Source organism: Caulobacter sp. FG121 (assembly GCF_057809815.1).
In genome coordinates this window covers 417,284-430,061 of sequence record NZ_JBMDKR010000003.1, presented here as the reverse complement: position 1 = coordinate 430,061, position 12,778 = coordinate 417,284, and the positions used below count along the sequence as shown (strand labels likewise).

At 67.4% G+C, this 12,778-nt stretch carries 14 protein-coding genes; 10 read left to right on the top strand and 4 right to left on the bottom strand.

The genetic code is table 11. From position 1 onward, the window contains the following. Nucleotides 1–123: 123 nt before the first annotated feature. The 5 genes from ACODSL_RS11040 to ACODSL_RS11020 all read left to right on the top strand — a co-directional run bounded on the left by ACODSL_RS11040 (nucleotide 124) and on the right by ACODSL_RS11020 (nucleotide 2,994). A complete protein-coding gene (locus ACODSL_RS11040; RefSeq protein WP_488900724.1) occupies nucleotides 124–360 on the top strand; it encodes a DUF2171 domain-containing protein in 237 nt (78 codons plus the stop codon). Nucleotides 361–427: 67 nt separating this feature from the next. Continuing rightward, entirely contained in the window at nucleotides 428–1,048 is a 621-nt protein-coding gene (locus tag ACODSL_RS11035; protein ID WP_488900723.1) for a glutathione S-transferase family protein, read from the top strand. Between the two features lie 63 nt (nucleotides 1,049–1,111). Further along, nucleotides 1,112–1,354 (top strand): DUF3297 family protein, encoded by a 243-nt coding sequence (locus ACODSL_RS11030; RefSeq protein WP_488900722.1) that lies wholly within the window; start codon nucleotides 1,112–1,114, stop codon nucleotides 1,352–1,354. Between the two features lie 48 nt (nucleotides 1,355–1,402). After that, nucleotides 1,403–2,485, top strand: coding sequence for a class A beta-lactamase (gene bla / locus ACODSL_RS11025; RefSeq protein WP_488900721.1), 1,083 nt, complete (start codon nucleotides 1,403–1,405; stop codon nucleotides 2,483–2,485). 32 nt (nucleotides 2,486–2,517) lie between these two features. After that, entirely contained in the window at nucleotides 2,518–2,994 is a 477-nt protein-coding gene (locus tag ACODSL_RS11020; protein ID WP_488900720.1) for a hypothetical protein, read from the top strand. On the opposite strand, the gene ACODSL_RS11015 is transcribed toward ACODSL_RS11020, so the two are convergent. Next, nucleotides 2,991–4,076, bottom strand: a complete 1,086-nt coding sequence (locus ACODSL_RS11015) for an alkene reductase (RefSeq protein ID WP_488900719.1) — start codon at nucleotides 4,074–4,076, stop codon at nucleotides 2,991–2,993. The two genes, ACODSL_RS11020 and ACODSL_RS11015, sit on opposite strands and share 4 nt — an antisense overlap. Nucleotides 4,077–4,208: 132 nt before the next feature. Here ACODSL_RS11015 and ACODSL_RS11010 point away from each other — a divergent pair, with 132 nt between their 5' ends. Continuing rightward, nucleotides 4,209–5,000, top strand: coding sequence for an acid phosphatase (locus ACODSL_RS11010; RefSeq protein ID WP_488900718.1), 792 nt, complete (start codon nucleotides 4,209–4,211; stop codon nucleotides 4,998–5,000). 1 nt (nucleotide 5,001) lies between these two features. On the opposite strand, the gene ACODSL_RS11005 is transcribed toward ACODSL_RS11010, so the two are convergent. The 3 genes from ACODSL_RS11005 to ACODSL_RS10995 form a co-directional block, all read right to left on the bottom strand. Next, nucleotides 5,002–5,442, bottom strand: coding sequence for a DUF695 domain-containing protein (locus tag ACODSL_RS11005; protein ID WP_488900717.1), 441 nt, complete (start codon nucleotides 5,440–5,442; stop codon nucleotides 5,002–5,004). 4 nt (nucleotides 5,443–5,446) lie between these two features. After that, on the bottom strand, nucleotides 5,447–6,649 hold the full coding sequence (locus tag ACODSL_RS11000) for a pyridoxal phosphate-dependent aminotransferase (RefSeq protein ID WP_488900716.1): 1,203 nt from the start codon (nucleotides 6,647–6,649) through the stop codon (nucleotides 5,447–5,449). A gap of 99 nt (nucleotides 6,650–6,748) precedes the next feature. Then, nucleotides 6,749–7,405 (bottom strand): AAA family ATPase, encoded by a 657-nt coding sequence (locus ACODSL_RS10995; protein WP_488900715.1) that lies wholly within the window; start codon nucleotides 7,403–7,405, stop codon nucleotides 6,749–6,751. A gap of 208 nt (nucleotides 7,406–7,613) precedes the next feature. Here ACODSL_RS10995 and ACODSL_RS10990 point away from each other — a divergent pair, with 208 nt between their 5' ends. The 4 genes from ACODSL_RS10990 to ACODSL_RS10975 all read left to right on the top strand — a co-directional run bounded on the left by ACODSL_RS10990 (nucleotide 7,614) and on the right by ACODSL_RS10975 (nucleotide 12,769). Further along, on the top strand, nucleotides 7,614–8,339 hold the full coding sequence (locus ACODSL_RS10990; RefSeq protein ID WP_488900829.1) for a TVP38/TMEM64 family protein: 726 nt from the start codon (nucleotides 7,614–7,616) through the stop codon (nucleotides 8,337–8,339). Between the two features lie 74 nt (nucleotides 8,340–8,413). Further along, nucleotides 8,414–10,360, top strand: coding sequence for an alkyl/aryl-sulfatase (locus ACODSL_RS10985; RefSeq protein ID WP_488900714.1), 1,947 nt, complete (start codon nucleotides 8,414–8,416; stop codon nucleotides 10,358–10,360). An 11-nt stretch (nucleotides 10,361–10,371) separates the two neighbouring features. Continuing rightward, complete coding sequence (locus ACODSL_RS10980; RefSeq protein ID WP_488900713.1) at nucleotides 10,372–11,022, top strand: glutathione S-transferase family protein; 651 nt, start codon at nucleotides 10,372–10,374, stop codon at nucleotides 11,020–11,022. A 178-nt stretch (nucleotides 11,023–11,200) separates the two neighbouring features. Continuing rightward, complete coding sequence (locus ACODSL_RS10975; protein ID WP_488900712.1) at nucleotides 11,201–12,769, top strand: 2-isopropylmalate synthase; 1,569 nt, start codon at nucleotides 11,201–11,203, stop codon at nucleotides 12,767–12,769. Nucleotides 12,770–12,778: the final 9 nt, after the last annotated feature.

Here is a 12,778-nt window from a genome sequence, read left to right as displayed (position 1 = left end):
CGAAACCTTCAATTGGCGTGGGACGGGACTGAACAAGAACGGTGGTCGATGCGCAACCGGTTGAGGGGCGCGTCCGTTAGATGACCGAGGCGGGGCGCCCATTTCATGACCGGAGACAAGACTATGATCGATGCCTCTCGAATTCGCGAACATCTCGAAGTGGTCGGCTCGGACGACAAGCATGTCGGCAAGGTGGACAAGGTGCTGGGCTCCGACATCGAGCTGGCCAAGTTCGACCTCGGCGGCGGCTTCAAGCATCACCTGATCCCGACCTCGTGGGTCGATTTCGTCGACGACGAAAAGGTCCACCTGAACGTCACCGCCGATGCCGCCAAGGCTGCGTGGCGCGAGAAGCACTAGGCGCTCGACAGCGTCCGGCTTTTGATCGAAAGGGCTCCTCGTCTCCAGCAGGCGAGGGGCCTTTCGCGTGTACAGACTCTACTGGTCTCCGGGCGCCGCCAGCCTCGCCGTTCACTGGATGCTGCTGGAGCTGGGGGTTCCGTTCGAGCTGGAGCGGGCCGACATCGACAGCGGCCAGAACCGGTCGCCCGACTACCTGAGGCTCAATCCCGAAGGCAAGGTGCCGACCCTGATCGTCGACGGCGCGCCTGTCCGCGAGACGACGGCGCTGCTGATGCTGCTGGCCGAGCGGCATCCGGCGGCCAAGCTGGCTCCGGCCGTCGGCGCCCATGACCGGGCCGCCTGGCTCGAGTGGATGCTCTATCTGGCCAACACCCTGCTACCGGCCTTCCGGCTGTGGTTTTATCCCGACGACCTGGCGGGCGTTGACCGCGATGCGGTCCGGACGACGATCGAGGCCGCGTTCGACCGCGTCGACGCCCATCTGGCGGGGCGGCGGTTCATGATCGGCGAGGGCCTGACCACCGTCGATTTCCTGGCCGCCATGCTCATGCGCCGGTCGCGCAACATGCCCCGGCCGGCGGCCCGCTGGACCAGCATCGCGGCCTACCTTGAAGGGATCCGCGCTCTTCCGGCGCTGCGCGAGGCGCATCGTGTCGAAGGACTGAGCGACTGGATCGACGGCTGACGGTTGGAATCCGCCGCCACTGTGGCTATCAACCGCGCCTTCACGCGTTGAAAGCCGACCGACATGAGCGACACCCCTCCCGACCGCCTTGCCACCAACCCGAAGAGCCCGTTCTACGATCCGGCGATTCTGGAGCGGGGCGTGGGCATCCGCTTCAAGGGCGAGGAAAAGACCAACGTCGACGAATACTGCGTCAGCGAGGGCTGGGTGCGCCTCACGGTGGGCAAGACTCTCGATCGTCACGGCAATCCGATGACTGTGAAGCTGCAGGGAACCGTCGAGCCCTATTTCCGCGATATCGCCTGACGCTTTAGAGCGGTGGCCCTGCGGCCCGGACGATGGTCAAATGCGGCCATGACGCGGGGCAGATCACTTCTGGGCGGACTATTGATCGGCGGCGTCGTGCTGACCGCGCTGTCGGCCACGCCGACACCGCCATGGAGTCAGCACGCGGATCTGCTGTCCGCGCCTCTGCCCCAGCCGCCGCCGACCCAGGAACAGCTGCTGGCAGCGGACATCGATCGCCTCGGCGAGACGTTTGACGGCCAGGCCGGCATCGCCGTGCTCGATGTCGCGAACGGCTGGTCGGTCGACTACAACGGCCAGGCCCATCTGCCGCAGCAGAGCGTCAGCAAGCTGTGGGTCGCGATCACGGTGCTGAACGCCATCGACCGCGGCGACTTCAAGCTCGACGACACCGTGGTGATCCACAAGGAGGACCTTAGCCTCTTTCACCAGCCCCTGCGGGATCGCGTCGGTCCGGGCGGCTATCGCGCCAGCATCGCCCAGCTGCTGGCCGCGGAGATCCAGCAGAGCGACAATGCCGCCAACGACGCCCTGATCCGCAAGGTCGGCGGGCCGTGGGCCGTGCAGGTCGCCATCGTCAGCAAGTCGCTCGGCGAAATCCGCTTCGGCCCCGGCGAGAAGGAGATGCAGACCCGCGCCGCCGGCCTGACCTGGAAGCCGGAATACAGCTTCGGCCGGGCCTTCTGGGAAGATCGCGACAAGCTGCCCCAGGCGCAACGCAGGGCGGCGCTGGAGGCCTATCTGGCCAATCCGCCGGACGCCGCCAGCCCGCTGGACATCGTCGACACTCTCGGACGGCTACAACGGGGCGAGCTGCTGTCACCGGAGTCGACGGCGTTTCTGTTGCACCTGATGGCCGGCACCGAGACGGGCGTCGGGCGGCTCAAGGCCGGTCTGGCGCCGGGCTGGACGCTGCAGCACAAGACCGGCACGGGCCAGGTGATGGGATCACTCGCGACCGGGCAGAACGACGTCGGCCTGCTGACGTCGCCGGACGGCCGGGTCTATGCGGTCGCCGTTATGATCGGCCAGTCGCGGGCCTCGTTCGAGACCCGGCAGGACCTGATGCGCGCGGTCGCCCGCGCGGTCATATCCCGCCACCCGCCGCCGCCGCCGACGGCCGCCTCGTGAAGCCCTTCCGGGCAGGCAGCGTGGCGGGTCTGGTGCTTCTGTCAGCCCTTGTCTGCGCCTCAACCGCCCAGGCGCGGGGCTGGATGTGGATCAGCCAGAGCGCGGGCCACGACCCCGTGGCCGCCATCGGCGACGATCACGGCTCCAGCATCAGCATCACCTGCCAGTCCGGCCCCAAGGCCGGCTATTTGCTCATCATCGATGGACCCAAGGCCAACCTGAGGCCCGGGCGTGGCGTGCTGACGGTCATCGAGGGCCGTCATCCCGTCGCCGTACGCCTGGACGCCATTCTGTTGCCCTGGCGCGGCGTCGTGCAGTTGACCGGCCGGGGCACGGATCTGGCGACCCTTCGGGCGATCGAGACCCTTTATCAGGCGAAAGGCCCGATCGTTATTTCGAGCGGGACCTTCCGGTTCAGCGTCAGTTCGCTCGGCATCCGCTGGGCCATGGCCCCGCTGATCCGTCGCTGTGGCGATCCCTCGACCCTGATCCGCCGGGCCCGGCCCTAGCCCGCCTCGGCCAGGGTCGGAAAGTCGGTGTAGCCGCGCGCGCCGCCGCCGTAGTAGCTCTGGCGCGGCGCATCGATCAGCGGCGCGTCGAGGCGCAGGCGCTCGACAAGATCCGGATTGCCGATGAAGGCCCTGCCGAAGGCGATCATGTCCGCCGTATTCTCCGCCCGCGCCTTCAGCGCCAGATCGCGATCGTAGAGATTGTTGGCGATGGTCACGCCGTTGAACAACCGGCGGATCTTCTGCAGATCGAACGAGGGTTCGCAGTCGCGGGAAATGCCCGTGTCGCCCTCGACCAGATCCAGCCAGCCGATCTTCAGGGCGTTCAGCTGCTCGACCACATAGGTGAACAGCGGCTCGGGGTCGCTGTCCCAGGCATTGTAGGCGTGGCCGATGGGGGCCAGGCGAATGGCTGTCCGCTCGGGGCCCCAGACGTCGACCAGCGCCTGCAGCACCTCGACCAGGAGCCGTGCGCGGTTCTCGATTGAACCGCCATAGGCGTCAGTCCGCTTGTTGGTCATGTCGCGCAGGAAGGCGTCGATCAGATAGCTGTGGGCGGCATGCAGCTCCACCCCGTCGAATCCGGCGGCCTTGGCGCGCACCGCGGCCTGGCGGTAGCTGTCCACTAGCCCGGGCAGCTCGGCGATGTCGAGGGCGCGGGCTTCCTCATAGTCGGCGAAGCCGCTTTCGACGAACATCTGGCCCGGCTGCTTCATCACGCTGGGCGCGACCGGCGCGCCGGCGCCGTTCGACAGCGACGAGTGGCTCAGCCGCCCGGCATGCCACAGCTGGCTGAAGATCAGTCCGCCCTTCGCATGGACCGCATCGGTCACCTGCTTCCAGCCGGCGACCTGGCCGTCGTCCCACAGGCCGGGGCAGTAGGCGCCGCCGCGACCGCCGGGCGTCACGGCGGTCGCCTCGGTGATCAGCAACCCCGCCGAGGCGCGCTGGGCATAATACTCCGCCTGCAGCGGTCCGACCTTGCCGGCCATATCGGCCCGGGTGCGTGTCAGGGGCGACAGGGCGATACGGTTCTGCAGCCGCAGGCCATTGGCCTCGAAAGGATCAAACAGGTCAGTCATGGTGCGGCTCCGCCAGCGTCAGGGACGAAGCCTGCCCCGTTCCGTGGGGAGAGGCGCAAGGGGGATTTTGGCTATGCGCGTCTTGCCTGATCATGTGATCCTTGAATCAGCGGGAGTCGGGGAGAGCGAACCATGAGCCAACATCATTCGAAGGGCGGCCTGATTCTGGCGGTCACGGGGCTGCTCGCGGCGGTTTGCCTGGGCGGTCTGGCCGTAGCCCAGGTGGCTGCGCCATCCGGGTACCTCGGCGAGATGCCGTTCGACGCCGCCGCGCTGATCGGTCCGCCGCCGGCGTCTGGTTCTCCTCGCGCCGAGGCTGATCGGGCGATCTTTCGCGCGACCCGGGCGATGAAGGGCACGCCCCGCTGGGACCTGGCGGTGGCTGACTTCGAGCCGCGGCGGGTCGCGGTCAACTTCAGTTGCTCCATCGGCGTCCAGATCGACCCGGCGACCATGCCGAAGACCATGTCCCTGATCACCCGGCTGGGCCTTGATGTCCGTCAGGCCACCTATGGGCCGAAGCGGGCCTATGGCCGGGCACGACCCTACAAGGTCGATCCGGGCGAGACCTGCGGGGCTCTGCCGGCCACCGAGGACAACTTCGACTATCCGTCCGGCCATGCGGCCCTTGGTTGGGCGCTGGGGCTGGTGCTGGCCGAGATGCTGCCTGAGCGTTCCACCGCGATCCTCGTTCGCGGCCGGGCTGTCGGCGACGGCCGGATCGTCTGCGGCGTGCACAATTCCAGTTCAGTCATGGCCGGCCAGACCATCGGCGCCGCGCTCGTGGCGGCGGAACAGCGCAACCCGGACTTCCAGGCAGATTTCGCGGCGGCGAAGGCCGAGCTGGAGGCGGCGATCAAGGCGCGTCCGCTGGCGGAAGGCTGTGACGCCGAAGCGAAAGCCTTGGCGGGCCCGGCCTGGTAGGTCAGTTCGGGCGCGGCAGCAGCTCGGAGAGGCCTTCCCACTCCGGATCTTCGAAGGCCCCGAATTCCAGTGGATATTCGGGATGGCTGCCCAGGGCTTCGTTCAGCGAGCGGAAAAAGGCCTCGGGATCGCGGGTGTAGTAGCGCCATTCGCGAACACCGCCGCCGGTCAGGCTGGCGACCTGGGCGGCGTCGCCGCGCGCTTCGACCTGCGTTCGCACGGCGTCCTCGAAAGCGTCCTGCAGACCGCTTTCAATGTCATCGGGCATGCCGTCTTCGTCCGCCGACTCGCAGGACCAGCCGACCTGGATCAGGTGGCGCCATTCTTCCCGCGCGGCCGGGGAGGGCAGGTGCGAGCGGAACCGAACGATCATCGACACGCCGTCATCGGCCTCGGCTTCGCCGACCGTCCACATGTCGTCCTGAAACGGGCTGTCCGCCATGGCCCTACTTCAAATTTCCGCAGAAGCGCTGGATCCGGCCGCAGGCGTCCTCGAGGATATCCTCGCTGGTCGCGTAGCTGATGCGGAAATAGGGCGACAGGCCGAAGGCCGCGCCATGGACCACGGCCACGCCCTCGCTCTCGAGCAGCTCGGTGGCGAAGTCCTCGTCGGTCTCGATGACCTTGCCGCCGGGGGTGGTCTTCCCGATCAGGCCGGCCACGGACGGATAGACATAGAAGGCGCCCTCCGGGGTCGGGCAGTGGATGCCGCTGGCCTGGTTGAGCATCGACACGACAAGGTCGCGACGGGTCTGGAAGAGCTTCGCGTTGGGCTTGATGAAATCCTGCGGCCCGTTCAGCGCCTCGACAGCCGCCCACTGGCTGATCGACGAGGGATTGGACGTCGTCTGGCTGATCATCTTGCCCATGGCCTTGATCAGCTCCACGGGGCCGCCGGCATAGCCGATACGCCAGCCGGTCATGGCGTAGGCCTTGGAGACGCCGTTCATGGTCAGGGTGCGGTCGTAAAGCCTCGGCTCCACCTGGGCGATGGTGGTGAACTCGAAGTCGTCGAACATCAGGTGTTCGTACATGTCGTCGGTCAGCACCCAGACCTGCGGGTGGCGCAGCAGCACATCGGCCAGCGCCTGCAGATCGGCGCGGCTGTAGGCGCCGCCGGTCGGGTTGGACGGGCTGTTGAGGATCAGCCACCGGGTGCGCGGCGTGATCGCCGCTTCCAGGGCCTTCGGATCGAGCTTGAAATTGGTCTCGACCGTCGTCTCCACCGCCACCGGCTCGCCGCCGGCCAGCAGGACCATGTCGGGATAGGACACCCAGTAGGGCGCGGGGATGATCACCTCGTCGCCCGGGTTCAGGGTGGCCATCAGGGCGTTGAAGATCACTGGCTTGCCGCCCGGGCCGACATGGATCTGCGCCGGGGTATAGGTGAGGCCGTTCTCGCGGGCGAACTTGGCGCAGATAGCCGCCTTCAGCTCGGGCATGCCGTCCGGGTCGGTGTACTTGGTCTTGCCCGCGCGGATCGCGGCGATGGCCGCTTCCTTGATGTTCTCGGGGGTGTCGAAGTCGGGTTCGCCGGCGGAGAGGGCGATCACATCGCGGCCGGCGGCCTTCAGGGCGCGCGCCTTGGCGCTGACCCCGATCGTGGGCGACGGCTTGACGCGGCGAAGGGCTTCGGACTCGATCGACATGGTTCTGCGGGGCTCCCCGGACTCGGAGTGTCAGGATTGCCCGGGGTCATAGACGCGCCCGTGCTGCGGCGCAACGAAACGGCGGCCGGGATGACCCCGTCAGGCCCGCTCGGCGGCCAGCCCCAGCCCGAGGCGCCGCTCCAGGTCGCGCCAGAGGCCGGCGATTTCCCGGGCGGCGGTCGAGTCCGGGGCCCATTCGGCGACGGACGCGCCATGGGCGATCGCGGCCTGGTAGGCGGCGCGGGCGCGCAGGCCGACGGTCGCCAGCGGCAGACCGCCGAACCGCAGGGCCTCGATGGCGCGCAGAACCGCCGGCGGCTCAACGCCTTTCCGGCTTGGCGGCGCCTGGTTCAGGACCACAACGCCGGTCCGACCCAGACGCCGCACGGCATCAGCCGAACGGACGACAGACGCGACATCGAGGAAGTTGGGACGGCTGACCAGCACACAGAGGTCCGCGAGGTTCATCGCAAGGGCGACCTCGGCCTCGGGGGTCGAAGGCGTGTCGATGACCAGCAGGTCGACGCCTTCCCGCCCGGCCGCCATGTGCAGCTGGAACAGCTTGCCGGCCGAGGTTTCGACCAGCGAAGGGCCTGGCCTGGTGCGGGCTTTCAGGGCGTCTGTCGCCGATCGTTGCGGGTCGATGTCGGCGAGAAGAACGCGGGATCCGGCAGCGAACGCGGCCAGCGCGATATTGACGGAGACGGTGGTCTTCCCGACGCCGCCTTTCCGGGATGTCACGACTATGGTTTTCATCGCACCCGATCACCTTGATCGATCAATGTTCTGTTAACCGTTTGGTCTCAACGCGACCAAGGTCAATGCGCAAAGGGCCCCGAAATGGGGCATCGGCCCCGTTAGCTGATCATTGTTCCATTTTGCGGCGTTCGCGCGTGGCTTCGCCCGCCGCGAATGCGCCGCGTTCGTGCTTGACCCTCAGGGTATGATCGGCGAGGCCTTGGCGATGAAGCGCGCCTTCCAGTTTCTGATGAACATGGACGCCAAGGCCTGGCGGACGGTCGTCATGGCCTTTCTGCTGTTCGGCGGAGTGGGCGTGGTGTTCCTCTTCGCCGCCCCGTTGCTGGGTCTGAACGGCGAGACGACGGTCGAGCACTGGCTCAGCGCCGCCCGCGGACCCTGGGCTCTGCCCGTGGCGGTCAGCGCCTTCGCCGTGCTGGCCTTTGTCGGCGTGCCGCAGTTCGTGCTGATCGCCGCCGCCGTCGTCGCGTTCGGTCCCTGGATCGGACTGGCCTACAGCTGGATCGGCACGCTGGTCTCCTCGACCATCGGCTTCTGGCTGGGCCGGGCGTTCGGCGGGCGACTGATCCGCGATGTGGCCAGCGAGGGCGTGGCGCGGTTCATGAAGCTGATCGGCCGCAACGGCTTCATGGCCAGCCTGATCGTGCGTCTGGTGCCGGCGGCGCCGTTCATCGTCGTCAACATGGCGGCCGGCGTGGCGCCGATGCGCTTCCGCGACTTCTTCGGCGGTACGGCGATCGGCATTATTCCCAAGATCGCCCTGACCGCCTTCGCCGGCAATTCGATGGTCCAGGTCCTGCGCGGCGGCGGGCTGCAGCACGTCGGGCTGATCGTTCTGGCGGCGGTCATCTGGGTCGGCGGCGCCTGGGTCGCGCGGTCATGGTTGCGCCGTCGCGAGGATGAGGTCGAGCAGGAAGGCAGCGGCGAGTAACTGTAACCCGGGTGTCAAAGTTTCACCGGTGATGCGTTACCACGGGTTCCAACGAGAAGACTCGGGAGGACCCCATGCGCCACCTCATCACCGCCCTTGCGGTCTCGCTGGCGCTTGCCGGTCCGGTCGCCGCCGCCGACGCACCATCGGCCGCCACCGTGAAAGCGCAGGCGGACCTGAAGAAGACCCTGCCCTTCGAGGATCGCCAGGACTTCGATTTCGCCTCGCGCGGCTATCTGGGAACCCTGGCCGATCCGGTGATCCGCCGCGCCGATGGCGCCGTGGTCTGGGATCTGTCGGCCTATGACTTCCTCAAGGGCGACGCGCCCGACACCGTCAATCCGAGCCTGTGGCGGCACGCCCAGCTGTTGGCGAAAAGCGGCCTGTTCCAGGTCAGCGACACGATCTGGCAGGTGCGCGGCTTTGATCTGTCCAACATCACCTTCATCAAGGGGGAGACCGGCTGGATCGTCATCGATCCGCTGACCACGGCCGAGGTGGCGAAGGCGGCCTACGCCCTGGTGACCGAAAAGCTCGGCGCCCGGCCGATCGTGGCGGTGATCTACACCCACAGCCACACGGACCACTTCGGCGGGGTCAAGGGCGTCATCAGCCAGGCCGACGTCGACGCAGGCAAGGTGCAGGTCATCGCCCCGCAAGGCTTCCTGGAGGAAGCGGTCAGCGAAAACGTCATCGCCGGCGTGGCCATGAGCCGCCGCGCGACCTACCAGTTCGGCCTGGGTCTCGACCCCGGCGCGGAAGGCCTGGTCAACTCCGGTATCGGCAAGGCCGTATCAAAGGGGACCATCACCCTGATCGCGCCGACCATCAGCATCGACCACACCGGTCAGACCCTCGTCGTCGATGGCGTGAAGATCGAGTTCCAGGTCACGCCGGGCACCGAAGCGCCCGCCGAGATGAACATCTTCTTCCCGGACCTGCGCATCCTCTGCATGGCCGAGAACGCCAATGTCACCATGCACAATGTGCTGACCCCCCGCGGCGCGGTGGTTCGCGATTCCCGCGCCTGGGCGGCCTATCTGTCGGAATCTATCCGTTTGTTCGGAGACCGCACGGACGTGATGTTCACCAGCCACGGCTGGCCGCGGTTCGGCGGCCAGGTGGTGCGCGACTTCCTCGCCGACCACCGCGACGCCTACAAATACCTGCACGACCAGACCGTGCGGCTGATGAACCAGGGCTATGTCGGCGACGAGATCGCCAACCGCATCGCCCTGCCACCCGTGCTGGCCCGCGAGTGGTTCAACCGCGGCTATTACGGCAGCATGAGTTTCAACAGCCGGGCGGTCTATCAGCGCTACATGGGCTGGTACGACGCCAACCCCGTGCATCTGGCGACCCTGCCGCCGGCCGACGAGGCGGGCCGCTACGTCGCGGCGATGGGCGGAGCGGACAAGGTCCGGACGCTGGCGCAGGCGGCCTATGACAAGGGTGACTACCGCTGGGCGGCGATCCTGCTGAACAACATCGTCCTGTCCGCACCGACGGACACGGCGGCGAAGGAAGCACTGGCCAGGACCTATGACCAGATGGGCTACCAGACCGAGAACGCGATCTGGCGCAACATGTACCTGACCGGGGCCGACGAGCTGCGACACGGGGTGAAGCCGGCGATGGCGGCTGGATCCGCCGACGTGATCGCCAATCTGCCCTCGCCGATGATCTTCGACCTGCTGGCCGTGCGGCTGGACCCCGTCAAGGCCGGCGACGGCGAACTGCGCGTGCTGTTCGTCTTCACTGACCGCGGCGAGCGTTACCTCGTGCAGGTGCGGCACGGGGTGCTGACCGCCGAGCCGGCCGCCGAAGGCGTCAAGGCCGACGCGACGCTGACCCTGCCGCGGGTGCTGCTGATGCAGTCGCTGTTCACCGGCGCGCCGCTGGGGCCGAAGGTGGCGTCGGGCGAGGCGAAGATCGACGGCAATCCCCTGGCCCTGCAGAAGCTGGTCAGCTGGTTCGACAAGCCGGCGGGGGCCTTTCCGATCGTCACGCGGCCGGAGTAGCCTGCGGCGTCATGATGACGCTGCACTACTTTCCGGGTTCCTGTTCCCTCGCCAGCCACATCGCACTGGAGGAGGCGGGGGCCGACTATCGCGCGGTGCGGGTCGACCTGCGGGCCGGCCAGCAGCGCACCGACGACTATCTTGCGCTCAACCCGCTCGGCCGGGTCCCCGTACTGGTGGTCGACGGGGTGGCGCTGGTCGAGAACGCGGCCATCCTGGCCTTCATCGCCCAGCGGTTTCCGGCGGCGGGCCTGGCGCCGGTCGACGACCCGCTGGCCTTCGCAAGGGTGCAGGGCTTCAACCTGTTCCTCGCCAGCACCGTGCATCCGGCCCACGCCCACGGCGTGCGCGGCTACCGCTGGGCCGACGATCCGGCGGCCATCGCGGCCATGAAGGCCAAGGTCCCAGAGGTGATCGGCGACTGCTTCGACCTGATCGAACGCGACTGGTTCGTCGGGCCCTGGGTGATGGGCGAAGCCTACACAGTCTGCGATCCCTACCTGTTCACGCTGGCTCGCTGGCTGGAGGAGGACGGGGTCGACCCGACGCGCTTCCCGAAGGTCGAGGCGCATCGACAGCGGATGGCCGAGCGGCCCGCCGTTCGGAAGGTTCTTGCCGCCGAAGGGGCTGTCGAGCCTCTCTGGCGCAAGACTGTTGCTTGAATCAGCGGATTCCGCTATCTGATCAGGCATGCAACGTGATCGCGCCGATCTGCTTCTACTCGCGCTGGGGCTTAGCCGCCCCTGGGCGTCCGCCTGACCGCTTGACCGCGGCCTGGCGCTCAGGGGCCATTTCGATCCGCACCCTGATCCCGGCATTCGACCTTTGCAGAGACGTTTCATGACCGCCCCCGTATCCGCCGCCTCGCGCGACCGCGTCATCATCTTCGACACCACCATGCGTGACGGCGAGCAATCGCCCGGCGCCTCCATGAGCCACGACGAGAAGCTCGAACTGGCCAAGATCCTCGAGGAGATGGGCGTCGACGTCATCGAGGCCGGCTTCCCGATCGCCTCCAACGGCGACTTCGAGGCCGTCCGCGCCATCTCGCAGATCGTCACCGAGAGCACGGTCTGCGGCCTGGCCCGCGCCGCCGCTGTGGACATCGACCGCTGCGCCGAGGCCATCAAGCCCGCCAAACAGGGCCGCATTCACACGTTCATCTCCACCAGCCCGCAGCACCGCGACTACATCCTGAAGCTGTCGCAGGACGAAGTGCTGGAAGCGGTGGTCCAGTCGGTGACACGCGCCCGCAACCTGTGCGGCGATGTCGAATGGTCCGCCCAGGACGCCACCCGCACCGAGCCGGACTTCCTCTATCGCTGCGTGGAAGCCGCCATCAATGCCGGCGCCCGCACGATCAACCTGCCGGACACGGTCGGCTACAGCTTCCCCGAAGAATACGCCCAGATGTTCCGCAATGTGATGCTGAACGTGCCGAACGCGGACAAGGCGATCTTCTCCGCCCACTGCCATAACGACCTGGGCCTGGCCGTGGCCAATTCCATCGCCGCCGTCCAGGGCGGCGCGCGCCAGATCGAGTGCGCCATCAACGGCATCGGCGAGCGCGCCGGCAACGCCGCGCTGGAAGAGATCGTCATGGCCCTGAAGGTCCGGGGCGAGACGCTGGGCTTCGACAGCGAGGTGGATCCGATCCACATCACCCGGGCGAGCCGTTACGTCTCGGCCATCACCGGTTTCCCGGTGCAGTTCAACAAGGCCATCGTCGGCAAGAACGCCTTCGCGCACGAGAGCGGCATCCACCAGGACGGCATGCTCAAGAACGCCGAGACCTACGAGATCATGAAGCCGGAGGACGTGGGGCAGGGCGCCACCAATCTCGTCATGGGCAAGCACTCCGGCCGCCATGCGTTCCGCGAGAAGCTGAAGGCGCTGGGCTACGATCTGGGCCAGAACGCCCTGAACGAGGCCTTCGTCCGGTTCAAGGAACTGGCCGACAAGAAGAAGCACGTCTTCGACGACGATCTGATCGCTCTCGTCGACGACGCCCTGGCCCGCGGCTCGGAGCGTATCCGCGTCGTGCACCTGCGCGTTGTCGCCGGCACCGAAGGTCAGTCGGCCGAGCTGACGCTGTCCGTCGACGACGTCGAGAAGAAGGCCGAGGCCAGCGGCGACGGTCCCGTCGACGCCGTGTTCAACGCGATCCACGAGATCGTGCCGCACAAGGCCGCGCTGCGCCTGTTCCAGGTGCACGCCGTCACCGAGGGCACCGACGCCCAGGCTCAGGTTTCCGTGCGACTGGAGGAGGACGGCCGCATCGCCACCGGCCAGGCGGCCGATACCGATACGCTCACCGCCAGCGCCAAGGCCTATGTGAACGCGCTCAACAACCTCTTTTCCCGCAAGGAAAAGGGCAAACCCGACACGGCGATCGCGAGCGGGTTCTAACCCCGCTCC